Origin of the sequence: Ralstonia sp. UBA689, assembly GCF_002298975.1 — a bacterium.
Lineage (GTDB): Bacteria > Pseudomonadota > Gammaproteobacteria > Burkholderiales > Burkholderiaceae > Ralstonia.
Map to the genome: position 1 here is coordinate 24531 of NZ_DBMV01000010.1, position 26243 is coordinate 50773.

Here is a 26243-nt window from a genome sequence, read left to right on the forward strand (position 1 = left end):
CTTATCGTGGCTGGAGGTGAATCAGGGTTGGCTGAGCATCTTCGACATGCCAGCTCGGAAAGCTGGACGTCGACGTGTAGACACTGCCGTCGGGAGCAATCTCCACATCCCGCGTAAAGGCCACGCGCTTGGGCAACGGATACTGGACCCACTTGCCCGTGGCGATGGTGAGCGCATAGAGCGAATCTGACTGATTGCCGTTGACCCACACGACCCCGCGGGTCTTGTCCACGTTCAGTGCGTATGGCGTGTCGCTGCCCTTGGGCAGCACAGGCAGGTCGTAGCGCGTGAACTTCCCGTTTGCCGGATCGTAGCTGGCGATGGCGGATTCCGGGAACGCGGTGATCCAGAGTCGGCCATCGGCATCCGTGCGCAGGCGGCGCGGGCCCTTGAACGGCGTGGGAATCATCGTGATGCGGTCGGTGCGCGGGTCAATCACGCCGATCTCATTCGTATGCAGGCGTGCGAACCACACTCGGCCATCGGGTGTGATGTCGATGCCATAGGGCAGTGGTACGCCGGTATTTTCCGTGTCGACCTTGAGCCAGTTCGCGAGTGGAACACCATGATCCATCAACCAGTAGAACTGGCGGATGAAGTGCGTTGTGAACTTCTCACCCAGGCTGCGCGTAGGCAGATCGTAGCGCTTGAATTTGCCAGTTGAGCGGTCGAGCATGCCCACCTGGTTCGAGAGTGCGAGCGTGAACCAGACGCGGTCCTGCGCGTCGATGCGAATGGTGTGCGGATAGAACCCGCCACCGATCTCATGCAATTGAAATTTGCCGGTATGCGGATCGAATTCGACCAGCCGCTGCTGCGCCGATGGCGTGATGAAGATGTGGCCGTCACTTTGCGACTCGGCCAGCGAGTGAGCGTTGGACGTCGAATCGTGTCGCGGGAAATCCCGCAAGCGTGCGCTCAGCAGACCGCCCGGCTTGTCGCCCGGCAAATGCGGAATCTTGTAGACCGTCATGCGGCCGGTTTGCGGCTGAAGCGCCCAGAGCCGGTCCTGGATGTTGTCCGCAACGTAGAGCACACCGTCGCGCGCGAGCAACACGTCGTGCGTTTGCGACATGGCGTCGCCCACAGGCCATTCGGTGATGCGTGCGGTGGCCAGCTCCGCTTGCCATGGTGCCGTCTGCGCGACACGTTCGGGATGTTCGCGCAAAGTTTGCCAATTCTTGGCAAGCAGGGCCGGCAGAATCTTCTGGTCTTCCGTCGACAGCCGCGACCCATAGCGCATCATGCGCTGGATGGTGTGGGTCCATTCCGCTTCCGAACGCTCGCGGCGCACGAATGCGTTGCCCTGCTGATGGCAGAACGTGCATTGCGTCTGGTAGCGCAGCTTCAGGCTGGGATCACCAAGATCGAGCGAGCCGAGCCATGCATTGGCCGGCCGCGCCTCGGCAAGCCGCGCGGGATCGGTTTCGCGCTGGATCTTCAGCACCGAGCCCGAGCTGGCCAGCGGCAGGGTCAGCTCCTGGTACCCCGGTTTGCGCAGGCGCACCTGCTGCGGAAAGTCGGGCGTGTCGTCGGGGAGCGTGGCGCGTCCTTGTGCATCGGTGAAGACGGTTGTCTCCTTCCAGGCCTGGAAGGGCTGTCCGGAAGGCGGATAGCCGCCGTCACCATTCGGCAATCCCGGCGACTTGACCGGAAAGACCCGCAGCATGACGGTCGGCACGGGTACACCGGCAGCGTCCACCACCTGCACCTGGGCAGCCGAGGCGGCCCGCATCGCGCCAAGCAACAGGGCGCTTGGCAGAATCCATTTTGTTCTCATGATCATCCTGCCTTCTTAACGGAATTCGTGACCGACGCGACGGCGCATCAGCCCTTCGTACATTCGGGGCGCCAGGCCGCTGACGATATAGGCGACCTTTGCCGTGACACCTGGCAGCACCAAGCGCTTGCGGATTGCCGCTGCACGAAGGACACAAGCGGCGATCTCGTCGGGGCTGGCCACCGTTCCCGTCACGTCGCGCTTGCCGCCGACGGGCTTGCCGTCGCCTCCGAGCGCCGCAGCTTCAATCCCTGTCGAGATGAAGGACGGGCACACCAGCGTCACGGATACGCCGCGGTCGCGCAGTTCGCTGCGCAGGCTGTCGAAAAAGCCATGCAGCGCGTGTTTGCTCGCGGCATAGGCCGAGCGGCCGATCAGCGGCGAAAACCCGGCGATGCTGCTGACGGCGACGATGCGGCCGCGTGTTGCCATCAGCGACGTCAGCGCTGCCTTCGTGCAATGCACCGCGCCGAAGTAGTTGACCTCCATGACTCGGTGCATGACCTCTGAACCTGTGTGCTCGAACAGGCTGCGCGCGGCGATGCCGGCATTGTTGATGAGCAGGTCGACATTGCCGAACAGCGCGACGACTTGCGCAAGGGTCTCCTCCACCCGATCGGCATCGGTGATATCGCAGGTAAAGGCTTGCGCGCGGCAGCCGTCGGCCCGCAGTTCAGCGGCGATCGCTTCCACCGCGGCACTGTCCCGGTCGAGCAGGGCCACCTGGGCGCCCGCCCTCCCCAACTGACGGCTCAACGCAGCGCCCAGTCCGCCGCCCGCACCGGTCACAACCGCGCAACGGCCCTGCCATGCCCCTACCTGCGCACGCCCATGGCGCGGGCGACTCGCCCACCACAGATCGAAGACTTCGGCCGACGTCTTGCGCGGCTGGTAGCCAAGTTCGGCCTTGAGCCGCTGGTTATCGAGCACCGGCCGATAACGAAGGAAGCGCACCTGTTCCGGACCATAGCGACTGACGCCCAGGCGATGGCCGATCGCCAATCCAAGTTGCAGCAACCACGGCGGGACGACCAGGCAGGGCTTGCCCATGCGTGCGGCTAACTCGCGTACACCCAGGGCGCCATCGCCGGCCACGTTGTAGATGCCCGCACGGCGACCCCGTAACGCGTGCAGGATGATGCCGACGACGTCCTGGTCCCAGATGAAGACGAAAGGACTGGCCGCACCGCGAAGCACCAGAATGCGTTTCTTCTCGAACAGCGCCGTGATCTGATTGTTGACGCGCTCGCCCAGGATAGTGCCCACGCGCAGTACGGTTTGCTTGAGGGCCGGATGGCGTTCGCGGTATTCGGCGAGCATCTCCTCAACCAGCCGCTTGTGCCAGGCATAAGCGAACTCCTCGTTGCCGCGAATGGGGTCGCTTTCGCGAAGCCACTCGGGGTTGTCTGCGTGGTAGCCATACGCCGCGCCGGAAGACGAGATCAGGATCTGCTCCACGCCGGTGGCCACACAGGCTTGCAGGAGGCGCCGCGTCCCGACGACATCGACCTCATACTCCAGCGCACGATCGCTGCCTTGGGGCGGCGTCACGATGGCCGCGAGATGCACCACTTGCTTGATTCGATGTGTGCGCAGCAGCACTTCGAGGTCCGTATTTCGAATGTCGCCTTGAGCGTAGATGACGCCCGGGAGTCGTTTATCGGCGGCTGGCTCGCGAAGATCCATGCCGACGATCAGTTCGGACTGTCCGCTGCGCTGTGCAGCCAGCGCCTCGACCACCTGATGTCCCAGGTAGCCATTGCTGCCGGTGACGAGAATGCGCGCAGAGTCGTTCATGCCAGCCTCCTGCGATCGCGCATCAGCCAGAATGTCGACAGCCCCGTGCCCGCCGCGATATGCCAGATTCCCCACCACGACGTGACGATGGCCATACCGCCCAGCCCGTCGAAGAAATTGAAGATGAGCACCAGCCCGAGCCCGGAGTTCTGGATGCCGGTTTCAAAGGCCACGGCGCGGCAGTCGCGCTCGGCCAAGCCCGCAAGGCGCGCGAAGGTGTAGCCACCGGCCAGGGCGAGTGCGTTGTGCGCCAGCACCAGCAGTACGACGTAGCGCCCCCACTCCAGGAAGATCGCCCAGTTGAGCGCCAGCGCGCCCAGCACGAACACCAGAAACACCAGCATCGAGAACCGCTTCATTGGCACATGCAGGCGCTTTGCCAGTGTCGGCGCACGCGCTTGCACCAGCAGTCCGAGCGCCAGCGGCAGGCCCAGCAGCAGCCCGACTTCCAGCAGCATCCGCGCCGGATCGAGCGAGAAGCTATGCAGCAATGCGGCCATCTGCGGATCGCGTGACGCCCAGAAACTGACGTTCAGCGGCGTCATGACAATGGCGCCAAGCGTCGACAGGGTGCTGATCGACACCGACAGCGCCGTGTTGCCGTTGGCGCGGTGCGTGAAGAAATTCGAGATGTGGCCGGCCGGGCAGGACGCCACGAGCAACATCCCCAGCCCGATCGACGGCGCCGGTCGCAGCAGGACGATCATCAGGAATGTGGCGGCCGGGTACAGCACGTGATGGCTGAGCAGACCGATGACCAGCGCCCGCGGTCTGGCCCACGCCTGCCGGAAGTCGTCGCGCGTCAGGTCCAGGGCGATGCCGAACATCACCAGGGCCAGGACCAGGCTGAGCCCGAGCTGGGCTTGCGGATTGAAGTTCAGTCGCACCAGATCGATCGACGAGGCAGCGACATGCTGTGGTGTGATAGGCACCGGAGTCTCCCTTGATGATGGCCGCTCTCTGTGGGGGCCATTGCGTCATGTCGACACGGATTGTTCTGCCCTGCGGACGACTTGCCTAGGTGCGAAACGTCCAAAACAGATGAAATTCGGACACGTTGCTACAATGCTCCGCCATGCAGCCAGACTTCCCCTTGTCCGATGAGCGGATTCACCGTCCGCACAAGCTCCAGGCCCTGATCGAGATCATGGTCGGCCTGGGCGTGGATGCCGTCGCGGCCCTGGCGGGTACAGGCCTCGCGGTGACGGACTTCCAGCGGCCCGAGACGCGCATCAGTGCGCGTCAGTTGCTGACCGTTTGCGAGAACGCGCTGCGTCTGTCGCCTCGGGCCGATCTGGCGCTGCGCGCCGGGCTTGCCGCCCGGATCACGCAGTTCGGCCTCTATGGATACGCATTGCTGTGCAGCCCCACCGCACGCGAGGCGATCGCCATGGCGATGCGTTATCGCGTGCTGACGGCACCGCTGCTCGGTCTGGAGTTTGTCCAGCGGAACAACGTCGTTGGCTGGCGCTTCAGCGATGTCTATGGCCTGGGAGAGGACACGCCGCTGTATCGCTTCGTGCTCGAATGGCAACTGGGTACACAACTGGCCCTGCACCGTGACGTGCTGGGCGCAGCGCTACGGCCCTTGCACGTGATGCTGCCGTACGCGGCGCCGGTGCACGCCGCCGACATGGCCGAGCAGCTTGGCTGCCCGGTTCAGTTTTCCAGCGGTCAGAGCGAGCTGCAATTCGACGCGGCCTGGCTGGAGCATGCTCCCGTACAGGGCAACCCCGCCACCGCCATGGTGGCGTACGAAACCTGTGAGCGCCTGCTGAACGAGTTTCAACAGGCGCGTGGCATCACAAGTCGATTGATCGCTGAATTGCTGCGCGTACCGGGGCGCTTTCCGGGCATCGAAGCGATTGCCGCCGACTGGGGGATGAGTTCGCGCACGCTCAGGCGCAAGCTGGCTGACGAAGGCAATGCCTATCAGCAAGTGCTCGACAAAGTGCGCTGCCAGCTCGCGCTCGATTACCTGCGCGATACTCGGCTGAACAATGACGAGATCGCGGCGGCGCTGGGATTTACGGAGGCGGCGAATTTCCGTCAGGCATTCCGGCGCTGGACAGGCATGCCGCCGAGCCGGGCGCGGATGAAGCGGGGACCACAAGCACGGTAAAAGATTGCCGGTTCTAGCTCTTCAACAGCGCATTCCTTGCTAGTGCCGCGCCATTGGCCAAAGCGCATTGGGATCTTCTCCAAGGGCCTTGGCAATGGCCAGACGAACGCGCTTCGCCCCGTTGCCCGCGATGGAAGAAGACAGCAGTTGCGGAGTGACGTCGTCCAAACCCAGCTTTTCTGAGAGTTCACGCAAGGTGACCTTGCCGAAACGCTCGTTGAGGAGGCGTTTTACGGTGGGTATGGCGCGGGGAAATTCGCGAGGATCAGGCGTGGGCCCTGCTACCCGACTAGCCCTCTTGCGCTCCTTCGGCTCTATCGAGAAATCGGCCGACTGAGGGAGAGAATTCTCGGCCATTGAACGGCCTAAATTTGTCAAAGCTTCAGCTGCGTTTCGCCCTGTGCTGGAGCACATCGTGTCCGGTGCGACCAACACCGCAAAATAACGCCCACGATCTTTATACAACCTTATCTTGCAAATCAAATCCATATTATTCAGACGCTAAATCAAAGCGGGCTTATTGATTATTCTTTTTTTAATTGAATAACCTGACCGCGGTTGCTGCGCGTCGCTACCAAAGCCAAGAGCGCAAGCACCGCCCCAAGCCCGCCGGGCTCGGGGTTGGTCAAGCGCATGAAGACGCTTCCCCGTTCCTCAAACAAGGTGCGGCTCGTTTTTATGTTGTTCCCTCACCAATGATCTGATTGGTGAGGGCTTGCGCATCCACGCCGAAGCAATGTCGCCGGAACGCCAACTCAAAAAGACGCGGGGAGAATCCGCTCACCCCGCGTCTACGAGTCGGATTTGGCCTGCGACGGCCAGACGACTTGCTGTTTTCCCCGTTACCCGCCCCGCGTCGATCCCATGGAACCGCGCGGACGCTGAACATTGTTATTAGGAATGCTGCTAACGCAGCATATTGTCGGAAACGATAGCAGACGCTATTCTTGCTGGCACCCTGCTAATTAGAGGGCAAGAACCCGCCAGCAGACGCCATTCATGCTGGCTGCTTGTTGGTCCGCCGGGCTCAGGAAAAACGTATCCCGACCGCGGAAAGCCTGGCAGCGCTGTCATGATCACAGCCCTATGCAACCGGTTTTCGCTGTCTACGATTGTGACCAAGCTCGGTAATGCGCAACGGCGCCTGGCCATCGGTTCTTTTGTATTGCAATCAAAAGCGGCAAACCATGGAAGTTCTCAATGATGTGAGCGCGATCGCGTTGGCCAATAGTCTTCCGGATGGGGTTTTTCTGGTCGACGAGCGTGGGCGGATCCGTCACGCCAATGCAGCGTGGCAAGATATCCTGGGTTATCGGCCATCCGAACTGGTCGGGCAATGTGTGCTCGAACTCGTCGCGCCGGACGACCGCGACAGAACACAAAGGGAAGCGGACCGCGTTCAGGCAGGCGCAAAGCGCACCGGATTCGAGAATCGCTATCGGCACCAGCTTGGCACCGATGTCCATTTGTCGTGGTCGGCCCAGTGGAGTGCGGAGCATCGATTGCGCATCGGCGTGGCGCGCGATGTCACCGCAACCAGGACGGCGGCGCAACGCAGCCCCCTGGCGCAGTTGCAGGAGCGTCTGGCACCGCATGAATGCCGGGTATTGCACCTGTTGTTGACTGAGGCCGCAGAAAAGCAGATTGCGGAACAGCTGGGCCTTGCCATTTCAACCACGCATTCCTACATCACGAACGTCTATCGCAAGTTCGGTGTACGTGGCCGCGCTGGCCTGATGAGCCTGTGGCTCAAAGAGATGCAGAATCGCTGATACCCGCTCTGCATCACACTGGCACAAATAGCACACACCCCCAGCGCTATACGGTAATCCCCCCGAAAACCCAACGCGCGCAGAAGTAGAATTTTCTCGTTGAGGGAGTTCTACAGGATGAAGAAGTCTAGATTCACGGACAGCCAGATCATGGACGCGCGCAAGCGCGTGGAATCAGGGCTCACGATACCGGAGCTGTGCCGAGAGTTAGGCATCAGCACGGCGACGTTTTGCAAATGGCGCTCGAAGTACGGCGGCATGGACACCTCGTTGATCGCGCGCATGGAGGAGCTGGAGGCCAAGAACGCGCGGCTGCGCAAGATGTACGTCGACGAGAAGATCAAGGCCGAGATCGTTGCGGAGGCGCTCGCAAAAAAAGCGTGAGGCCATCTTGCCGACGAGAGATGGGCCATGCATGCGGTGTCCGCGCGTGGCGTATCCATCCGGCTGGCTTGTGAAGCGTTTGGAGTCAGCCAGAGTTGCTACCGATACGTCAGCCAGCGCAACGCCGGGAACGAAGTCATTGCGAACTGGCTGCTGCGCCTGACCGACAACCACCAGAGTTGGGGCTTCGGCCTATGTTTCCTGTACCTGCGCAACGGCAAAGGCTTCGGCTGGAATCACAAGCGCGTGTACCGGATCTATCGCGAGCTGGAGCTGAACCTGCGGATCAAGCCGCGCAAGCGGCTGGTCAGACAGGTGCCCGAGCAGCTGGCGGTGCCGGCGGCCATCAATCAGGTCTGGTCGATGGACTTCATGCACAACCAACTGGCCGACGGGCGCAGCATCCGGCTGCTCAACGTGATCGACGACTTCAACCGCGAGGCGCTCGGCATCGAGATCGACTTCTCGCTGCCCTCGGAGCGCGTGATCCGCGCACTGCGGCAGATTATCGGTTGGCGCGGCAGGCCCAAGGCCATTCGATGCGACAACGGGCCAGAATACCTGAGCGCCACGATCACCGAATGGGCTCGGCAGTCTGGCAGCCGGCTCGACTACATCCAGCCGGGCAAGCCCCAGCAGAACGCGTACGTCGAGCGATTCAACCGGACCGTGCGCTACGAATGGCTGTCGCAGTACCGCTGGGAAGACCTGGACCACGTGCAGCGTTTCGCCACCGACTGGATGTGGACTTACAATCACGACCGCCCGAATATGGCCTTGGGCGGGTTCACGCCAAAGCAGCGGTTGGCCATGGCCGCTTAGGTTCTACTTCTGAACCACGTGGGAAATGGGGGGGGGGGGATTATCTAACGGCCCTGCGCAGCATCTCCTTGTTTTTTGTCAATCAACCCTAGTTTTCCGGCAGCTTTGATGAGTGATGGCTGGTAATGCGCCACTGCTGCCCATCCCACTTGTAGGTGAAGGTGTAGCGCGCCTTGACGCGCGATCCGTCATTGAACGCGAACGTGTAGAGCCCGGCATCGATGGCTGTATTGCATTCGATCTCGATCCTGCGAAAATCGACCATGCCCACGGGATGCTTCTCGAGAAAGTGGCGGAAGTAATCCAGCTTCTCTTCCTCGCTTAGCCGCAGCTGGTTGGACACCGTCGGCAGCAGGATGGAAGAAGGTGCGTAGTTGGCGACAACCTGGGCGGCGTCGAGTGTCTGCAGGGCGGCGTTCCATCGATCGAACAGGGCTGCGATCTCTTGCTCCGAGGTGGCGTGGCAACTCTCGGTCGCGGCCCGTACAGCAGGTGCGTGGATACCGCAGAGGGCGAGCACGGACAGCAGCGCAGTTGTCGTGATTCCGGTCTTCATGGCGGGAAGGTAATTGAGGAAGAGCGAATCACTGGCATTGCAGCCTAGCGAGCACTCAGTAAATCAGCGGGGCCAGACTCTGTCATCCCCGCACAAGAATGCGGTGAACAACACCCATGGCGACCTCGCAAGACATCCAGTCCACTTTGCGAGACGTCAGGATCAACCGTACGCGAGAGAACTGCTCTTTTCTTAATTCAGAACACACATCATGAATTGATCGCGTCCAAAATCTGCTGGTGATCTGGCTCCCACTCGCGCCGCTGAAACGCATTGTTGGTCGAGATTGCTCACGCGTTTGGGCCGCCCGTGTCCGAAACACCACGCCTTCCAGTCGTGATTGATCACCTGCCACCGCGCACGCGATTCGGAGAACCGGGAAAATCCAATATTGCATTTGCCTCTTCCGATTCCAACACCCTTGTTAAAGGAACGCCAGACAGCATTTATCCATGTCTGCCGTCTATTGATGTGCATTACTGCTACTGACATTTCCCGAGGGGAAGGGAGGTAGACTCCCCGCACGTACGGCCGTCCACCCATATTGCCCCTCTCAGATTCGCGCCATACAGACTCGCCCCACTCAGGTTCGCCCCTCTCAGATTCGCCCCCTTCAGATTGGCGTTCCACAGAATCGCCTCACTCAGATTCGCCCCACTCAGGTCCGCCTCACTCAGATTCGCTTTTTCTAGCATCGCTCCGGTCAAATCCTCTCCTTGCAGACTCACTCGCTCCAGATTCGCGCCGCCCAGAAACGCGTCCCTGAATTTCGCTCCCTTCAGACTCGTCTCGCTCAGATTCACCCAACTCAAATCCGCACGTTCCAAGCTGACTCGTTCGAGACTGGCTCCTTTCAGAAGCGCCAAAGCCAGATTCGCTCGCTCCAGATTCGCGCCACTCAGATTCGCGTCACTCAGATTCGCACCCTCCAGGTTCGCTGCACGCAGAGTCGCCCCACTCAGATCCGCTTGGCGCAGATCCATATTCTTCAGATACGCACCGCTCAGGTCACAGCCGACGCAAGTCCTAGGCGATATGCCGGGAAATAGGTGCCTGTCGCCGGCGCGCTGCGCCAGCTTGCGGAACGCGCCCGCTTGGCTCGCCTGTGTGGCTTCGCCACTGAAGCGAATGAAGAGCGGCGGCGTCTCACGACTGGCCGGGCTGGCGACGAGACGCAGCGCATAGCGGCCCGGCGCCAGCATGGCACTGGCGAAGCGATGATCGGCATCGACTGTCACGTGCGGCTGACCAGTGGCGTCGTTGACTTCCATCTTGGCCAGGATTGTCAGATCCTCGTCCTGCATCTCGAAGGCATAGGTGCTGGCGTCGGCGATCTCGAACCACACCTGTTGCTCGGTCGCAGCGGCGATGCTGGCCTGCGGCAGAAACACGATACCGGTGTCACCTTCCTGCAGCACGTGGCCGTTCGGATTGGTGCTGGGGTTGTAAAGCTGAGCGGGGCCGAAGCCTTTTTGCACCACGGCGGGCGGCGTGGGCGTGGTACCGACGTCGGTGCCTGACCCGTCTCCGCCACAGGCGGCCAGCAGCAGGGCCAAAGCCGCTGCAACTGGCCAACGCGTGAGGTGGCCATGACGCCGTTCATGGAATTCGTGGATACCTTCAGTCATGGATTTGCTTCAGATGATCGGAAAAGATTGCTGTGATGGACCCCGGGAGATCAGGGGTTGAGCCCAAGGGCGGCGGATCTGCGCGCTGCCGCGCCGGGAGTTCAGTAAGCGGCAATGCGGCCCGCCATCGATCAAACAAGAACGCCGACCTAAATCTGGGTTGCCCGTCCGCCCCATTTCCCCATCTGGAGATTCGCCCGGGCGCCGGGATTTTGGCGTGAGCCACAATCCCGGGTCCCGACGCCTTCCGGTCAAATCCTTGGTGAACTAAGCGGGAAGCCGAGCCTCCTCGATTCCACCCATGCCCAGCGAGCCTGCCCTGCACCCCATCCATTGCGCATGGGCAGCATGCTGCCCATGCTCTATAACTGGCGTGTTTCAAGAACCCGCCCCTCGGTTACAGCCGAAACACAAAGCCTGTCGACAACACCATTCGATTCAGCACCTCACGGGCGTCGTCTTCTTTCTTGCCCAGTTTGGTGGCAAAAGGAAAACCTGCCTTCTCACTGAATTGCTTTAGTGATATGTGCGCGAGCAACTGGCCCAATTGTGTGACGAACACCCTGATAGCGTTAGTCGATACGTCCCTCATTTTGGCCTGGGCATCCCAGGTAGCCAGCCCATAAGCTATTGGAAACATTAAAGTGACCGCCCACCTTGGCGATGCCAGGGATTACAGTAGCTGCGTACGAAGTCGCATGTCGTAACCCCCATCGGCACCCAGCGTCTTGGCGATATATCCCGGCATGCCTTCGAGCGACCGCAAGGCGCTTGCACAGTCGGTCATGCCATCCCCGTGGCATCGTGCTACCCACGGCCCGAGGGCTCTCCACGAGCAGGTGCCCGTGACAGCCGAGCATCGTCGCGTTGCACCTACGCCCCCTGAACAGGCGAGCGACCGAACCGCCCTTGGGGCGGAGACGCTTATGGCTGGGTCCACGCCAGGATCAGCCTGCCATCGACAGAGAAGTGCCTTCCGGAGAGCAAGCCGCGCAGGCCTGCCGAGTCCGCACCCTTGGTGAAGAAGGCTTCAACAACCGCATGTTCGCGCAGGTCGCCCCGGTTCTTGAAGAGGGCCGAGTGACCCCGCACGGCATCCTCAATCGCCAAGCCAATAATCCAGAAAAACAGTGGGTATCAGCTTTCTTCCAATACCACTTGACCACCACACTGCACATAGCAGGCGCGGTAGCTTTCCTCGCACGCGCTGGTGTCGGCATAAGTCGAGCAATAGCCGGACTTCTTCGCGCATTGTTCCCGCGCACCCTTGTCACTGCCAGCCAGAGCGAGGCAGCTAGAGAGTTGTGTAGCTCTTCGCGTTTCGCAGGCCTGCGTCTTAACGGCGGCAGTTTGCTCCTTGCCAGCAGTGCAGATCTGTTTGTTGGTCTCGCATGTGGTGACACATTGTCGCCCAGCAGCGGTCTGCGGCGGAATATAGCGATAAGACGTGCAGGCGGTGCAAAACAACGCAAGCGCCACCCACAGCGCCGAGTGGTTTCGATGAATCATGTAGGTACGGATCTAGAGTAGAAGGAACGCACCGAAAATTGAACGGCGCTATTCGTGGCCATAGGCTTGTCTTTGTGTCGCCATGTTGCCGCGCTTGTGTGACACACAGACTCACGCCCACATAGCCGAAAAACGACCTGCGATCAGCAGCAATCAGACACTCTCTTAAAACCAGACGGTTTTGATTGTCGATGGAGACCGCCACGCTGAGTTGTTCGTCTGGATCAACGTCTGCCCCCTCCCCAATGTTGGCTCGCCCAGCAAGGGTAGGAATCCTAGCCATGATGCAGTGGAAGGCGTTAGTCAGCACGCCTCGATCACTGGCAATTCCGTCTCATCGTGCTCCAATTTTTTGGGCTCTTTGGCCCCCCCCTGAACGCACGTCGCGATTGGGAATCTTGCGCGCTGCCATCCAGAGACGCTGCGGAATCTCGTGACCAGACGGCAAGCTGGCGAAAGGCGGGACGCAGAACAACGCCATGACGACGTCTCGCGGGCTGCAGACGCACAGCGTCACGCAGCAACGTAACCGGCGCGCCCCAATCAACAAGCCCGTGCGAGAGGAAGAAAACGCATGGGGCGTTCCCGTGCAATAAGACCGGCATCGACGCCCGCCGGGGCGGTGGTACGCCATGGACGGATTAACCAATGTTTGAGACCAATCGACTAACTGCGTTGTGGCCATCTCCCGCATACTTTCGGCAAGCTCACCCCAAGCGTCACACGGCGTCAGCATCTTGGCGGGACCACAGCGGGAGCAAACCGCCATATCGTCGATCATGTTCAGTCCCAATTGCGCACTTCCCCCCAGTTCGGCCGCTGCCCGGCGCCCAAACTGGCGGCCTCTACGTTGCCAATGCCGGTACTCAACGCATAGGCCAGCGGTTGAACTAAATTGCCAGCCAGCCGAATCAGCACCGGCGCGCCATTCCAGGCATTCAGACCAGTGCCCCGTGGCGTGCTGCGAGCCCGCGCAAACGCAATTCGTGGCGCATGACATGAACGTGATACACACGGCATCCCGTCAGACCCTTCAAATACCCCCGCGCACCAGCGCATCCCGATGCTGGTATGTGGACCGATGCGAAGTTCGATGCCCTGAATTTCGAGGTTGGCGTGAAACGCACAGCATCGACTGATCGCGCGGACCACTATTTCGTGGGACTAACCCTGCAAAGTAGTGCGGGCGGGCTAGCTCGCATTCGCGGCTGCGACGGGACGACACTGCCTGCCAGTCTGGTCTATCCGCCATGCCGGCATCTGAGCGATTTCGTCAAGCCGATCATGAGGCAGATTCACGACGATGGTCATGCTCGCCAAGTTCTGATGCGCCCGGTACTGGGGCAATACGGGACCAGCCGTGAGTTGTCCGTCGGGCTTGAGATTGAAGCGGCCCCCGGTTTCAATGCAACAGCACTCGCAGCAAGCGTGTTCCTGCAAGCGCGCGCCGCGCGCCAGACCGACGCGTTCGTCGGCCGCGTGCTGCAGCCCGACGAGTGGACTGACAATGCCCGCCCCGGATTGACTGTGCTGCTGCGAACACCCAAGCGCATTTCGGCGATCACCCAGCTTGTCCGACAGATCGTCGAGTTTCCCGGTGACGGTTGGACCATCGACGGGTTCACCACGATCCCCGCCGCAGATGGTCGAATCGGCGTGATTCAAGGGCTGCGGTATCTGTTCCTGCCAGAAATCAGCATCCGCTGGGATGCCCAGCTCCGCCAGAAACTAAGCAGCAACGACACGGAAGTCGAACTGATGCTGCTTGACCAGGCCACACGCCTTGGCCGACTGTGCACTGCCTTGCAAAACTCCCCCGACATCGCCGCCGCGCGCTTGAACTGGTTCGACGTCATTGTTGCAGGCAAGGAAGATTATGAGCACCTCATTGGCCAACTGAAAGCCCGGTCCCAAATACCTGCCGTCAGCCGTCAATCAATGACGCACAAGGCCTTCTCCGAGACCCTCGGCCTGACGAGTTCGATCGTCCTGCGCGACCGGTTGCGCATGATCGACAGCGGCGAAACCAGCCGGCGCGCGAACACCGACGGCGCTAGCCGAAACATCTGCGTCGCTTGACCGCACCATCATGGCTGATCTGGCGACGTCCTTGTTTGAACGCTACCGGCACATCATGCGCGTCACGTTCGTGGGGGTGCTGCTAGTCGCCTGCGCGCTGATCTATCTGCAATTCGAGCGCGCGCTGCACGCTAAGACCATCAACCTTGCCGAGCGCATGCAAGAACAGACCGTAGCGCTCGATGCCATCCTGAAAAGCAGCGCTGATGCAGTCAATTCTATGCGAGTCCATGCGGAGGCCCGGTATCGGTTACACGATGCGGAACGCCCCTCATCTCCTCTGCGGAACGCGTTGCATCCGTGCGCGCCGGATGGAGGCGTTTGTCTGGATCTGCCTCCGTCGCCGTGGACACAGAACGATGTCGGCAACCTCACCGGCTATGTTTTAGCACCTTCAGCGGCCGTGGCGCGGGAATTGGACATGGCACTCAATCTGAACGACACGTTCCGTGCGATCAAGTCCAACATTCCGGAAGCCGCCTGGGTCTATTACACGTCGTCCGAGCGCTTCATCAACATCTACCCCTGGGTTGCATCAAGAACTTTCTTCTACGCGGATTCCCTCAAAGAAAAGGCCTTCTTTCGCGATGTCACACCCGAGCGGAATCCAACTCGACAAATCATCTGGACCCCTGCCTATATCGACGAAGCCGGCAAAGGCCTGATGGTCACTACATCAGCCGGCGTGTTTACCGATGGGCAATTTCGCGGCGCCGTATCACTTGACCTCACGCTCACGCAACTCAATGCGTTCGTGCGAAACTGGCACGCCGAATTCGGAACCCTGTTCATCGTGAACCGACATGGACAGTTGCTCGCGCACCCGAGTCTGATACCCGCAGATGCTGAGAAAATACTGCCGCTGTCGTCTGCCTTTCCTGCCGCCCTAAACGGTGAACTGCGCGACATCCTTGAGGCATCCGAAGGGAGAATCCTGCGCACGCACGGCTACTACGTCGAAACCCGGACCATCAACAACGCACCTTTCCGGCTCGTGCTGATCGTGCCGCAATGGGATCTCTTCCGCTCGTCCTTGCAAACGGGCGGAATGACTGTCCTGCTCCTGGTCATCGGACTCACTGCCATGCTCGTCGTAGCGAACCGACTGGCCTACCAGGGCGCCGTTCTGCCCGCCCAAAAACTCGTGCGTTATATCGACGACGAAGGCAAGGGAACCGCCAAGTCGATCCCAGCTGTTCCGCCCGCTTGGCAGCCGTGGTTTCGCACGATTCAACATGTATTCAACGCGCACGCCCAGCTCATCTCGATCCAGCAGGAACTGGATGTAGCCCGGCGCATGCAGCAATCCATCGTGCCAAAACGCTTCCCCACGCGGGAAAACCTGCAGATGTTTGCCCGCATGATTCCGGCCAAAGAAGTCGGTGGCGACTTCTATGATTATTTCTGGCTCTCGGATACCAAGCTTGGCATTGTCATCGCGGATGTGTCAGGAAAGGGCGTTCCAGCCGCGCTGTTCATGGCCGTTTCACGTACGCTGTTGCGCGCCATCGCGCCAACAGTGGACAGCCCCGGCGCAACATTGATGCTGGCCAATGATCTGCTCGAGCACGACAATGATGCAGCCATGTTCGTCACCGTGTTCTACGGAATTCTCGACACTCGCACGGGCCAACTGGATTACGCCAACGGTGGCCATAATTCGCCGTATCTTGTCAGCCCGGACGGCACGGTCACGGCACTGCCCAGAACGGACGGCATGGCGCTGGGTGTTATCGATGGCACCCCGTATGCAGAACATCGCATCTACCTTGCACCAGGTTCGGCGCTGCTGCTCTACACCGATGGCATCACCGAAGCCTTCAACCAAAACGGCGAGGCCTATGGCGAACAGCGTCTGACGGACGTGCTGGCACGCAACGCCGGCCTACGTGCCGAGCCGCAGCTTAACGCGTTGATCGAAGACGTGTCTGCATTCGCAGCCAGTGCTCCTCAGTCGGACGACATCACCTGTCTGGCCGTGCACTATATTCAGGCGGATACAGACTGATGAGGAGACAAACGTGTCACAGGAGATCGAAATCGAGCTTTCTCCGCAACAACCGGACATCAACGCACTGGTTGCATGGCTGCGCGCCTTCTTTGCCGAGCACGGATTGTCTGATGCGCTGTGCCAGCGTTTTGCGATCGCGCTGGATGAGGTCGTCACCAATATCGTCGAGTATGGGGCCCCCCGGCAACCGATCAAAGTGTTCATTCTCATCGATAACCGCGAAGTGCGCGTCCAGGTTGTCGACGACGGAATTGCCTTCGATCCGTTGCAGATACCCGCCCCGGACACGGAGGCCGGCATCGACGAGCGCCCAATCGGCGGCCTGGGCATTTTTCTGGTGAAGAAAATGATGGACAGCGTGGCGTATGAATACCGCGACGAGCGCAACCGGCTGAGCTTCAGCAAACGCATCGCAAGGCAACGCATCCAGACATCTATAGGCAATCACACTGATCGGGGAGAACAGGATTGGAAATCGAAGAAACTCGCGAGGGTACCGTCGTCGTTTTAGCCCTGTCCGGCCAGATCGACAGTAGCACGGCAGGACAGCTGGAAGACGTGCTGCCAGCCTGCGTGCAGCGGGCTACGTGTGTCGTGCTTGATCTGGCGAGCGTGCCATATATCAGTTCCGCCGGTCTGCGCGTCATGCTAAAAAGCATCAAGCTCGCCAAAGGTGCCGGGCACACGCTGGTTTTGGCGGGCCTGACACCGCAAGTCTACGAAGTCTTCCAGGTCAGCGGATTCGCCTCAATCTTTCGCATGTTCAGCGACCGGACAGATGCGCTGGCTGCGCTTTCCGAGACTGAAGCGTGACCGCCCGGCAGCCGGCGTTGCGTCGGGTCCGGCACACCTGAGGACAAACTGAGCATGCGCGCAACTCCTTCGATCAGCGGCCTACGCGTACCGCTGGGCGCAGTCGTGCTCGGTGCCGTGTACTACCTGCTGGCCAGTCCAGCCGCACAGCTCGAAAATCCCGGCGGCACACTCATCGCAATCGCGTGGCCGGCGCCAGCCTGCGCAATCGCGACGCTATGGCCACTGCCCAGGCGCCAGTGGCTGCCCTATCTTCTGGCGGTATGTGTGGCCATGATGGCGGTCGGCACGCTGGACTGGCTGCCATGGCACGTCGACCTCGCGTTTGCATTGCTCAATGTGTTCGAGGTAGCACTCTGCGCCTGGCTCGGCCAGCGCTACGTCAACCCCGCCGGCATGCCAACAACGACCGCCGAACTGACGCGCTTTCTGCTGCTGGTGCCCACCCTGGCGGTGGCAGTGGCTGCCGCGCTGGGCGCAACCATTGCGAGCCACGCGATGGTCACGGACTGGATCCGCGAATGGCGCACGCTGATGGTCGGAAACGGCATGGCGATCATGGTGCTGGTGCCGGCGCTGCTCGCCTGGCGTCATCCACGGGACGACACGCATCAGACACAGCGGATCGCAAGCCTGGCTGCGTTGGCCGGCGTGCTTGCGGTTGCCGCTGTGAGCGCAGCAGGAACGCTGCTGCATTTCCCGGAGGAAGTACAGCGCGGGCTGCTGTCGCTGATCTTGGCATCTGCAGCAATCTACGGAGGCATGAAAAGCGCGGCGTTGACCGTTGCCGCGGCCGCGGTGCTCGGTGTTGGTTTGACATTGCTCGATCTCGGCCCATACCGCCATGGGGATGCAGACAGCGTCTGGCGGCTGCAGGTGGATATAGCTGGGGTGGCGTCGTTGTCGTTCTTCGTCGCCATCGCCACATGGGAGCGACGGCGACTTGCGGCGCGCCTCGAACAGGCTCGCAGGCTCGAATCACTCGGCCTGCTCGCGGGCAGCATTGCTCACGATTTCAACAATATCCTCGGGGCGGTCAGCGGCTACGCCGAGATTGCCGAAACACGCCTGCCTCTGGATTCGCCCGCGCAGCAACCGTTGCAGGAAGTCCTGCAGGCATCGCGGCGCGGCCGCGATATGACTGAGCAGATTCTGCTTGCCGCGCGGCGCGGCGAACGGGCGCGCGAGATGCTCGATCTGCGCGACATCGTGTGCGAGGCCGTGGCTTTGGCAAGTCCATTGATGCGGACAGGCGTCGCGCTGCAGGTCGAGCCTTCTCATGACGTTCTGCCAGTTGCCGCACATCGGGGCCAGCTTGTGCGCGCGGTGTTGAATCTCGTGCGCAATGCCTCGCAGGCAGCGCGTGCACGCGTCACGATCCGGGTGGCCGGTGCGACGATGCCGGCGACACCGATGGCGGTCGGCGACGCACCACGGGGCCCTGCCACATGGGTCGAGATTGAAGACGACGGCCCGGGCATTGCTGCCGAGCATCTGCCGCATCTATTCGAACCCTTTTTTTCAGCGCGTACGGGCAACGGCACAGGTCTCGGCCTCGCAATCGTCGCCGGCATCGCTTGTGAACATCAGGGCGGTGTTTGCGTCCAGACTGCCACCAGCAAAACGGTCTTCCGCCTCGTCCTGCCGCTTGCCGCCGCCACGGTTCCGGCTCAGCCACCGTTACCGCCGCAGCCATTCGGTCTCAGGGAAACCGTCCTGCTGGTTGGCAATGATCGCCCGCTTCGCGAGCGCTGCGAAAACTGGTTCGCCGAACTTGGTTTCGAACCGATCAGCTACTGCGATCCACAACATGCGATCGAGCATGCGACGGCACATCCGGGTGAACTTCGTCTATTGCTGGCCGACATCGACATCGCACGCGTGGACGGCAACGAGCTCGCATTGCGTATCCACAGGCGCCTCCCAGACCTGCCGATCATTCTGTGTTCCGACGCCCCGGAACTGCGCACGATCGCACGGGCCGCGCATGCCGTGGCGCTGCAAAAACCATTCGATCAGGAGGCCTTCGACCATGCCGTGTGCGCTGCCGTGGAGGATGTGAAATGAGCACGGCACCACGACACTCGATTCTTGTAGTTGAAGATGATCACGCCATGCGCCGCATGCTCATCGAGTATCTGGCAAGCCACGGATACAGACTTGATGGCGCGGCGAATGTCGCCGAAGCGATGGCAGCATTTTCCGCCACGCCATATGACCTCGTGCTGCTGGACCTCACCCTGCCGGATGGAGACGGGATGGAACTCGCGCGCCAGTGGCATTCGCAGGCACCGACCCCGATCATCCACATCACGGGCCGCACAGAGGAAGCAGATCGCATCATGGGTCTCGAACTCGGCGCCGACGACTACATCGTGAAGCCGTTCTCGCTACGCGAGGTACTTGCACGGGTGCGGGCGTTGCTACGCCGCGTGGCAACCGCGGCGCAGCCGGTTCCGGTCAGGCGCGGAAAGCAACCACGCGCCTGGCATTTTTCCGGCTGGACACTGAACTTGAACACCCGCCGGCTGATGGCCCCGAACGGACATGCCGTCTCCCTCACCAACGCGGAATTCAACCTGCTGGCCGTATTTCTGAGTGCACCGCGCCGCGTCATCTCGCGCGACGCCCTACTCCAAAGCACACGAGCCTTTGATGACGTCTACGATCGCGCGATCGACGTGCAGATCATGAGGCTGCGGCGCAAGCTGGAATCCGATCCCAAGAAACCTGTGCTGTTGCGCACCGAGCGCGGCGCCGGATACCTTTTCGACGCCGACGTCGTCCCGCTCTGGGACTGACCCTCGAACGTTCACCCCCAGTTCTTTACACACCCGTGGACCAATCCGTTAAAGCCTCCTCCTGTATCGGAAGGCAACCCATCAGCGAAACGCAGCCGTGCGGTAAGGATGTCCGCGACGAGCCGGAATTCGATCTGCTGCAGATGGAAATCAGCAGGATGACTAATCCAGCCGCAACTGGCGCGCCCGACTGGCAGCGGGTAGTCGAACTGTCGACCGTCTTGTTGACGACCACAGGCAAAGATATGCTCGTCGCCTGCTATCTGACGCACGGGCTGCTGCGCATCCGAGGCTTGTCGGGGCTGCACGACGGCATGCAGATGCTCGCCGACCTGCTGCAAAACTGGTGGGACCAGCTCTATCCGCCTATACAGCGGCTCCGGGCACGGCGCAACGCCCTGCAATGGTTGATCGACCAGGTTCGCGCGCATGGTGAAGAAGCTGATTGGACTACGCTGCCACCGCAAGACCCTGCAATGATCGACAGCCTGTGTGCTGCCATCGACGCGGTCGATTCCTTCCTGCTCCAGAAGGATGACGAGGCCGTTTCTTTGTTGCCGATACGCACGCAGGTCAGATTGGTTCCGCTGGTGACCGCAGTCACTGCCCCCGAGCCGGCGGCTCAAGCTTCAACGTCGGTTCCGTCAAGCACGACACCAGTTGAAGCCGCACCGGCACCGGCACCGGCACCGGCATCGGCAATGCCACCCGCACTGAAATCCGCGCCCGACTCAGGCACGCTGTCGCAAACGCCGCTCGACTCGGAAGCGCCAGTAGGCCGGGCGATCGACGAAGCGCTTGAGCGGCTGGCCGACGTCGGCGACTGGTTTGCCGAGGCCAAACCCGATGATCCCCTTGGCTTCCGGCTGAGGCGCATCGCCGCCTGGGCCGCCATTGAGCAGACACCACCAGCGCAAAATGGGCAGACCGCATTGCCAGGGCCGATTGCAGTCCTCCAGGAGGCGTTGCACAACCTGCAGACGCTTGACGCCAGCGCGGACATTGTGAATTTTGGCGAGACACGGCTCCGGCAGTTCCCGTTCTGGCTCGACCTGAACTGCTCGGTGGCTTGTGCGCTCGAGCGCCTGGGCGATGATTGGAGTGCCGCCCGACGCGAAGTGAGCAACGAAACCGCGAAGCTAGTGAGCCGGCTGCCGGGCATTGAACAGTTGAAGTTTGCTGGCGGCATGCCGTTTGCCAATACCCAGACGCTCCAGTGGCTGCACAAGCTCACCTCTTCGACAACTGACCAGGCGGCTGCCGCGCCCATCGACCCTCTGCACAGCGTGCTGCGGCGCGCCCGCGCACTGGCTGCGGACAACAACTTGGCGGGTGCTGCTGACTGTCTGCAGCAAGCCATCGATCAAGACGCGACCCCGTTAAATAGATTACGCTTGCGCACCGCACTGTGCGATCTGCTGCTCGAACAACGGCGTGGCATCGGGCTCGAACCATTTGCGCGGACGATCATCGCCGACATCGACCGTTTCGAAGTCTGCACATGGGCCCCCCACGACGCTGCCGAAGGTCTGCGGGCCGCCTGGACGATTCTTAGCCGCAACGACGACAACAAAGCTGAAGCCGACTCGCTGCTGGTGCGCATCGCATCCCTGAACGCTGCAATCGCCGTCCGACTGGTGACCGACTAAGAGCACTCCACCCGCCCGGTGGCCCATGGGCAATCAAATACCTCCCGACTGGGAGTCGCCACGGACGGCAGGCACATCACTCCGCCAACACGCGCCAATCGTCTGGGGCAACTCCAGCATGTCGAGATTGGGCATATTCGGCACGCCAATCGCAGGGGCCGCACCTTGTCCAGACCGCTCGGCCAGTTGCTGGGTAACACTCTGCTGCTGGCGCTGAAGCTGCTCCCCCTGGATCTGCTGCTTCTGCTGCGCAGTGGTTTTGCGCAGCGCGTCGTAGCGCTCGATCCGGTCCGCCGCACTCAGCACGGCGTCGCCGCCATCGAAGGTGTAACGCACCAAGATATGCTCGATACCAAGCCCCCGCAATCCGGCCTGGTCCGCAGGAAAATCTGCCGGAACGAAGACATGCTCCCCAGTTCGGAAATCACGTAGGAATGCGGCGACGCCGAGCGGCCCCCCATACTTTCGATTCAGCACAAGCGTGCCGATCCGGATCTGCAGGCCCACATCACTGCATTGCCCTGCAGCCCAGGCAATACTGCCGCTCACCGGAAAATTGTAGTTGTTGATCACCTGTGCACCGGCCGCACACTGGAGGGTCAGGACCGTCGCAAACGGCCTGGATTTGGCGTCGGCGTTTACGCCAGTCGGTTGTGCATTGACAGTCAGAGGCACGGTTTCGCCACGCGCGGCATCGGCCTGCTCCTTCGCTTCGGCAAGCGCTTTATCGAGCAGATCCAGCGTCTGCTGCGCCTGCAACTGCGCCTGTTGGGCTTGCAGTTGCTGGCTGGCTTTCTCCGCCTCGCCGCGTTGCTGCTGCGCCTGCTGCGCCACTTGCCGGCCTAGTGCGCCATTGAGCATCGGCAGGAACGCAGGCGCAAACGGAACGCTATAGCCTTGCGTCTGCACGATCTCGTAGCGACTCGCGTTGCGCAGGAGAAACGGCTTGGCCGGTCCGTCGGCAAAAGCCCAGACAGTGCCCTTGGCCCCGAACAGTTGTTCTGTCATGGCTGCCTTATCGGTCATGCCCTGCAGCGGCCACAGCACGCTGGACTGCCAGTTCTTCTGCAGCTCGCACGATGCCTGCCGCTCGATGTAGGTCACCAGGAAATCGAGCGGGCCGCGAACCAGGCGCCAAGTCAGCGCATCAGATGCATCGCCGCTGCCGATCAGCCGCTGCAACTGGTCCAGCGGCAGCAACGCGCTCTGTATGGCAGAGGGTTGCGATTGTGGGTTCGTCGCGTACTGATGGAAATCGGCGGCGAGCTGGTAGTCCTTACCTCCACCCGCGCTGCTTGCCGTGGCGAGCTTGCCCAGTTCACCCAGATACAGCGTCAAGGCATTGACCGCCGCCAGGTTCTCACTGACTGTGCGTCCACCCTGGAGCGGCGCCCCCGAAAGCGCCTGCTTGAGCGCCGCGCCGCCCACCGCGTTGATCGCGCCAGCCACCTTGACGGCTTGATTGGTGGCTCCCGGAAACGCGACCTGGCCGCGCAACTGCTGGAAGCGGCGAGCTACCAGAAGCCAACCTGGCAATTGGGCATCGCCAAGACTGCCGAACTCATCAGCAAGTCGTGCGACCACGCGATAGTAAGGGCTCTGCGCGCCAGCCACCATGCCCAGCGCGTCACGTGAGTCTGCCTGGTGAGCAAAGGTCTGGCGGGCATCGGCCAGGGTGTCGGAAAATCGGTGCCACGCCTTGAACTGCTGGTCCCGATACCAGCCGTCGAAAGACGCGCGGGCAATGTCGAACCGGGCAACATCGCTCACGCTGCCGCGAATCTCCGTAACGAGACGCTCCAACGCCTGTCTGCCCACCTCCGTGTAGGCAGCAGGCACTGATGTCGTTCCCGCCCAGTCGCGCGCATCCGCCGGCAGAATGCTGTCACCCCAAAAATCGTTGGCGCGTACAGGGGCGATCGCGCCGTCATCCGGCACGAGACCGACGAGCCAAGTCATCTGAGGGTCAGCAAAGACCTGCTGGTCGAGCAATGTGCGCTCTGCATTGAGGCGTTCTCGCAAATAGGCATCATCGGCGCGCGACCATGTCAGGTGCGAAATGGCCAGTTGGTTCAACTGCTGGCTCAACTGCGGCGTATAAATCGACGTTGGCGCAAGCTGCGGCATGGCGTCAAGCTCAGCCCTTCCGGCGCCGCCAATACGGGCTTGCAGCAGTGCAACGGAGCGCGCGAGGTTGAGAACGATTTGAGCCCGCGCGCCAACCGTGTCACTGGCGGCAACACTCGCCAGAACCGTCCGCACGTTCTGGTCTGTCGTTGGTTGGATGGATCGGCGGTAGCGTTCCACAAAACGCTGCTTCAACTGTGCTTCCAGTTCGCTGACGCCCGTGCTGCTTCCAACCCAATGTGACAGCCAATGCCGGTCGTTGTGCTCCACCTGGGTCAGGACGTCATCCAGACGCAACAGCGTGCGGCAATCTTGCTCAAACCCCGCTGTAAGCGGGGCATCATACGGTTGCCCGGCACGCACGATCTGCAGCGTCCGCATATTGCCAACGAAGGACAGCGACAGAATGACGCCCAGGGCGACCAACACCAGAATCCAGGCCGCCATGCCGAGGTTTTGCGTCACCGCGCGCCATCGGTTGACGAGCATGGCCGGCTTAGCGGCAAAGCGATCCTCCGGGAGGATCTGTCCAAAAACGTCATGCAGGAACAGCCCCGCAGCAGCCCCTGGGTGGCGAGGCACCGGTGGCAACACATGGCCTAGCACGGAAGACACCGCCCCACCCTCTTGCAGACCACTGCTGAAGAACAGGCCGCGCAACAACGGGCGCTCCAGATATGGACTGTCGGCCAGACACGCCCGCAGGAACAGTGCAAGCCCTGCCCTCAACCGATCCAGCTCGTTGGGAAACAACAGCAGCTCGGGAGTCGCCTGCACGTTGCGCACCACCAGCGCTGCACGCAGTTGATGCAGACGTTCCGCGATGCTGCCGAACGCCTGGGCGACAAACGCCGTTTCCCCTTCCGCACACTCTTCGGCCAAATAGCCCATCGCCTGACTCAGCGCTGCCGAAGGCAACTGCGCGGTCCACGCTTCGAACCCGTAAAGCAGATCGCACTTCGTGACCAGCACGTAGATCGGAAACCGCTTGCCGAACATTTGGATCAGTTGATCGATGCGCGAGCGCACCACCCTTCCTTCATCTGCCATCGAGTCCTGATCAGGGGCGAGCAGCCTGTCCGCGCTGACTGCCAGCACCAGCCCATCCAGGCCCGCTCGCGCACGATAGCGGCCGAGCAGATCGAGTCCGACCTCCCATTCGCGCCGGTCCTGCTGCGCATTTTTCGCATCGACATAGCGGCCGGCACAGTCGATCACGACGGCCCGATCGAAGTACCACCAGTCGCAATCGGCGGTCTGGGCGATCTCCGCGTGCTGGCTGACCTTCTGAATCGGCGATGAGAGTCGCGCCCGCGTGAGTGCGGTCGTTTTGCCGGTGCCCGGCTGACCGATGACCATGAACCACGGCAGCACATACAAAGGGTTGCCGTTGCGCCTCAGGCTGGACTGGCGCAGCGTCGCCACCGCAGCCTTCCATTTAGCGGCAAGAACCTTTTCGCCTGAAATCGCCACTGGAGCATCGCTGTTGAGCACGGCGGACGACTGCGCCAGGCGGCTGCGCGAGCGCATCAGGACCACCATCCGCCACGCAAACCTGCCCAGGAAGTACAACCCGAAAATGCCCGCAACCAGCGCGGCTGCCATCCAAAGCGGCCACCCGAAATACAGGACGACACCCCAACTGATCAGCGCCAGAACGATGAATAGCAAGACCCATCGCAATACAACACCGAGCGTCTTCATGCTTGAATCTGCGTCAGAAGTGCACCAACCGATTCCCCAACGACATGGTCGAAAAAGCCAAACAGGGCTAGGAGCAGCGCAACGGGAAACACTAGCGCTGCCACTAAGCGCCACGAAAGGCGGTGGCGCAGACGCGCCGGCAGCACCGCCGAATCGTTGTCTCCCGCGTGGGTAGGCAGCGCGCTGTTGCTCCCGGGAAACAGCAGCTTTCCCGCACCCCCGGGCGCGCCTGCGCTGCCCTGCAGCAGCGAGGCCAGATTCGCACGCTTGATGTTCATCAGCACTTTCTGGTTACGGTCGTATGCGTATCGGCCGCCAAACCCCATGCCAAGGCACAAGGTGTATACCTCCCGCACCGGCAATTGCTCTGGAGTCAGTCTGTCCAGCCGCTCAAAAAAGACCACGCCGGCATTGGCGACGTTGAAATAGCGCCGCTGCAGCAGATGGCGTTGCCAATGCGCAGCGCCCTCCCAGGGAGAAGCGAGCAGAACCTCGTCGGCCCAGGCAGTCACGGCGAACAGGGCTTCGTCGACATCGGCCTCGCAGTAGCCAGCGTCGTGCGCGGCCCGGCGAGCCGCGGCGATCGCGTCGTCGAGTTGCGCAGCGAGTTCTGCAACGCCGCCCGAAGGTTGCTGTGCGAATGCGCGCAGTTGTGCGAAGAGCGGCATCAGACTATTGGCGAGATTCAC

At 61.5% G+C, this 26243-nt stretch carries 19 protein-coding genes and 1 pseudogene; 10 read left to right on the plus strand and 10 right to left on the minus strand.

Going from position 1 to position 26243, the window contains the following annotated elements; all coding sequences use genetic code 11:
* Nucleotide 1 precedes the first annotated feature (1 nt).
* Genes B4F51_RS04815 through B4F51_RS04825 form a run of 3 tightly spaced genes read right to left on the minus strand, consistent with a single transcriptional unit; the run spans nt 2 to nt 4509 of the window.
* Nucleotides 2–1780 carry a virginiamycin B lyase family protein gene (locus B4F51_RS04815; protein WP_296223955.1) on the minus strand — a complete coding sequence of 593 codons (1779 nt, stop codon included), beginning with the start codon at nt 1778–1780 and terminating at the stop codon, nt 2–4.
* A 15-nt stretch (nt 1781–1795) separates the two neighbouring features.
* Nucleotides 1796–3577 (minus strand): SDR family oxidoreductase, encoded by a 1782-nt coding sequence (locus B4F51_RS04820; RefSeq protein ID WP_296223956.1) that lies wholly within the window; start codon nt 3575–3577, stop codon nt 1796–1798.
* Nucleotides 3574–4509 (minus strand): bile acid:sodium symporter family protein, encoded by a 936-nt coding sequence (locus B4F51_RS04825; protein ID WP_296223957.1) that lies wholly within the window; start codon nt 4507–4509, stop codon nt 3574–3576. Before B4F51_RS04825 ends, B4F51_RS04820 begins: the two co-directional genes overlap by 4 nt.
* Before the next feature lie 143 nt (nt 4510–4652).
* On the opposite strand from B4F51_RS04825, the gene B4F51_RS04830 reads away from it, so the two are divergent.
* Nucleotides 4653–5699, plus strand: coding sequence for an AraC family transcriptional regulator (locus tag B4F51_RS04830; RefSeq protein ID WP_296223958.1), 1047 nt, complete (start codon nt 4653–4655; stop codon nt 5697–5699).
* Nucleotides 5700–5738: 39 nt separating this feature from the next.
* On the opposite strand, the gene B4F51_RS04835 is transcribed toward B4F51_RS04830, so the two are convergent.
* Nucleotides 5739–6056 (minus strand): hypothetical protein, encoded by a 318-nt coding sequence (locus B4F51_RS04835; protein WP_296223959.1) that lies wholly within the window; start codon nt 6054–6056, stop codon nt 5739–5741.
* Between the two features lie 830 nt (nt 6057–6886).
* Here B4F51_RS04835 and B4F51_RS04840 point away from each other — a divergent pair.
* Entirely contained in the window at nt 6887–7471 is a 585-nt protein-coding gene (locus tag B4F51_RS04840) for a PAS domain S-box protein (RefSeq protein WP_296223960.1), read from the plus strand.
* A gap of 117 nt (nt 7472–7588) precedes the next feature.
* Nucleotides 7589–8677, plus strand: a pseudogene (locus B4F51_RS04845) (IS3 family transposase).
* Between the two features lie 88 nt (nt 8678–8765).
* Here B4F51_RS04845 and B4F51_RS04850 read toward each other — a convergent pair.
* The 4 genes from B4F51_RS04850 to B4F51_RS04865 all read right to left on the minus strand — a co-directional run bounded on the left by B4F51_RS04850 (nt 8766) and on the right by B4F51_RS04865 (nt 12370).
* Complete coding sequence (locus tag B4F51_RS04850) at nt 8766–9233, minus strand: SgcJ/EcaC family oxidoreductase (RefSeq protein WP_296223961.1); 468 nt, start codon at nt 9231–9233, stop codon at nt 8766–8768.
* A gap of 482 nt (nt 9234–9715) precedes the next feature.
* Nucleotides 9716–10861, minus strand: a complete 1146-nt coding sequence (locus B4F51_RS04855) for a pentapeptide repeat-containing protein (protein ID WP_296223962.1) — start codon at nt 10859–10861, stop codon at nt 9716–9718.
* A 924-nt stretch (nt 10862–11785) separates the two neighbouring features.
* Nucleotides 11786–11971, minus strand: a complete 186-nt coding sequence (locus B4F51_RS04860) for a hypothetical protein (protein ID WP_296223963.1) — start codon at nt 11969–11971, stop codon at nt 11786–11788.
* Between the two features lie 27 nt (nt 11972–11998).
* Nucleotides 11999–12370 (minus strand): hypothetical protein, encoded by a 372-nt coding sequence (locus tag B4F51_RS04865; protein WP_296223964.1) that lies wholly within the window; start codon nt 12368–12370, stop codon nt 11999–12001.
* A 1071-nt stretch (nt 12371–13441) separates the two neighbouring features.
* Here B4F51_RS04865 and B4F51_RS04870 point away from each other — a divergent pair.
* The 7 genes from B4F51_RS04870 (at nt 13442) to tssA (ending at nt 21723) form a co-directional block, all read left to right on the plus strand.
* A complete protein-coding gene (locus tag B4F51_RS04870) occupies nt 13442–14449 on the plus strand; it encodes a hypothetical protein (RefSeq protein WP_296223965.1) in 1008 nt (335 codons plus the stop codon).
* A 10-nt stretch (nt 14450–14459) separates the two neighbouring features.
* On the plus strand, nt 14460–16457 hold the full coding sequence (locus tag B4F51_RS04875; protein ID WP_296223966.1) for a SpoIIE family protein phosphatase: 1998 nt from the start codon (nt 14460–14462) through the stop codon (nt 16455–16457).
* Between the two features lie 13 nt (nt 16458–16470).
* Nucleotides 16471–16971 carry an ATP-binding protein gene (locus B4F51_RS04880; protein ID WP_296223967.1) on the plus strand — a complete coding sequence of 167 codons (501 nt, stop codon included), beginning with the start codon at nt 16471–16473 and terminating at the stop codon, nt 16969–16971.
* Entirely contained in the window at nt 16929–17273 is a 345-nt protein-coding gene (locus B4F51_RS04885) for an STAS domain-containing protein (RefSeq protein ID WP_296223968.1), read from the plus strand. The genes B4F51_RS04880 and B4F51_RS04885 overlap by 43 nt, the downstream gene beginning before the upstream one ends.
* A 117-nt stretch (nt 17274–17390) precedes the next feature.
* A complete protein-coding gene (locus tag B4F51_RS04890; protein ID WP_296223969.1) occupies nt 17391–19340 on the plus strand; it encodes an ATP-binding protein in 1950 nt (649 codons plus the stop codon).
* Complete coding sequence (locus B4F51_RS04895) at nt 19337–20074, plus strand: response regulator (RefSeq protein WP_296223970.1); 738 nt, start codon at nt 19337–19339, stop codon at nt 20072–20074. The genes B4F51_RS04890 and B4F51_RS04895 overlap by 4 nt, the downstream gene beginning before the upstream one ends.
* 35 nt (nt 20075–20109) lie before the next feature.
* A complete protein-coding gene (gene tssA / locus B4F51_RS04900; RefSeq protein ID WP_296223971.1) occupies nt 20110–21723 on the plus strand; it encodes a type VI secretion system protein TssA in 1614 nt (537 codons plus the stop codon).
* Between the two features lie 33 nt (nt 21724–21756).
* Here the strand turns inward: tssA and B4F51_RS04905 are convergent, their stop codons facing one another.
* Together B4F51_RS04905 and B4F51_RS04910 are read right to left on the minus strand one after the other, a co-directional pair.
* Nucleotides 21757–25554 (minus strand): type VI secretion protein IcmF/TssM N-terminal domain-containing protein, encoded by a 3798-nt coding sequence (locus B4F51_RS04905; RefSeq protein ID WP_296223972.1) that lies wholly within the window; start codon nt 25552–25554, stop codon nt 21757–21759.
* Nucleotides 25551–26243: a DotU family type IV/VI secretion system protein gene (locus B4F51_RS04910; RefSeq protein WP_296223973.1), complete on the minus strand. Its 693-nt coding sequence runs from the start codon at nt 26241–26243 to the stop codon at nt 25551–25553. The genes B4F51_RS04905 and B4F51_RS04910 overlap by 4 nt, the downstream gene beginning before the upstream one ends.

Excerpts from the sequence above, each read along its gene's own strand:
- B4F51_RS04815 (WP_296223955.1), bottom strand. The coding sequence starts at position 1,780 with ATGAGAACAAAATGGATTCTGCCAAGCGCCCTGTTGCTTGGCGCGATG.
- B4F51_RS04820 (WP_296223956.1), bottom strand. The coding sequence starts at position 3,577 with ATGAACGACTCTGCGCGCATTCTCGTCACCGGCAGCAATGGCTACCTG.
- B4F51_RS04830 (WP_296223958.1), top strand. The coding sequence starts at position 4,653 with ATGCAGCCAGACTTCCCCTTGTCCGATGAGCGGATTCACCGTCCGCAC.
- B4F51_RS04835 (WP_296223959.1), bottom strand. The coding sequence starts at position 6,056 with ATGGCCGAGAATTCTCTCCCTCAGTCGGCCGATTTCTCGATAGAGCCG.
- B4F51_RS04840 (WP_296223960.1), top strand. The coding sequence starts at position 6,887 with ATGGAAGTTCTCAATGATGTGAGCGCGATCGCGTTGGCCAATAGTCTT.
- B4F51_RS04850 (WP_296223961.1), bottom strand. The coding sequence starts at position 9,233 with ATGAAGACCGGAATCACGACAACTGCGCTGCTGTCCGTGCTCGCCCTC.
- B4F51_RS04855 (WP_296223962.1), bottom strand. The coding sequence starts at position 10,861 with ATGACTGAAGGTATCCACGAATTCCATGAACGGCGTCATGGCCACCTC.
- B4F51_RS04865 (WP_296223964.1), bottom strand. The coding sequence starts at position 12,370 with ATGATTCATCGAAACCACTCGGCGCTGTGGGTGGCGCTTGCGTTGTTT.
- B4F51_RS04870 (WP_296223965.1), top strand. The coding sequence starts at position 13,442 with ATGTGGACCGATGCGAAGTTCGATGCCCTGAATTTCGAGGTTGGCGTG.
- B4F51_RS04875 (WP_296223966.1), top strand. The coding sequence starts at position 14,460 with ATGGCTGATCTGGCGACGTCCTTGTTTGAACGCTACCGGCACATCATG.
- B4F51_RS04895 (WP_296223970.1), top strand. The coding sequence starts at position 19,337 with ATGAGCACGGCACCACGACACTCGATTCTTGTAGTTGAAGATGATCAC.
- B4F51_RS04905 (WP_296223972.1), bottom strand. The coding sequence starts at position 25,554 with ATGAAGACGCTCGGTGTTGTATTGCGATGGGTCTTGCTATTCATCGTT.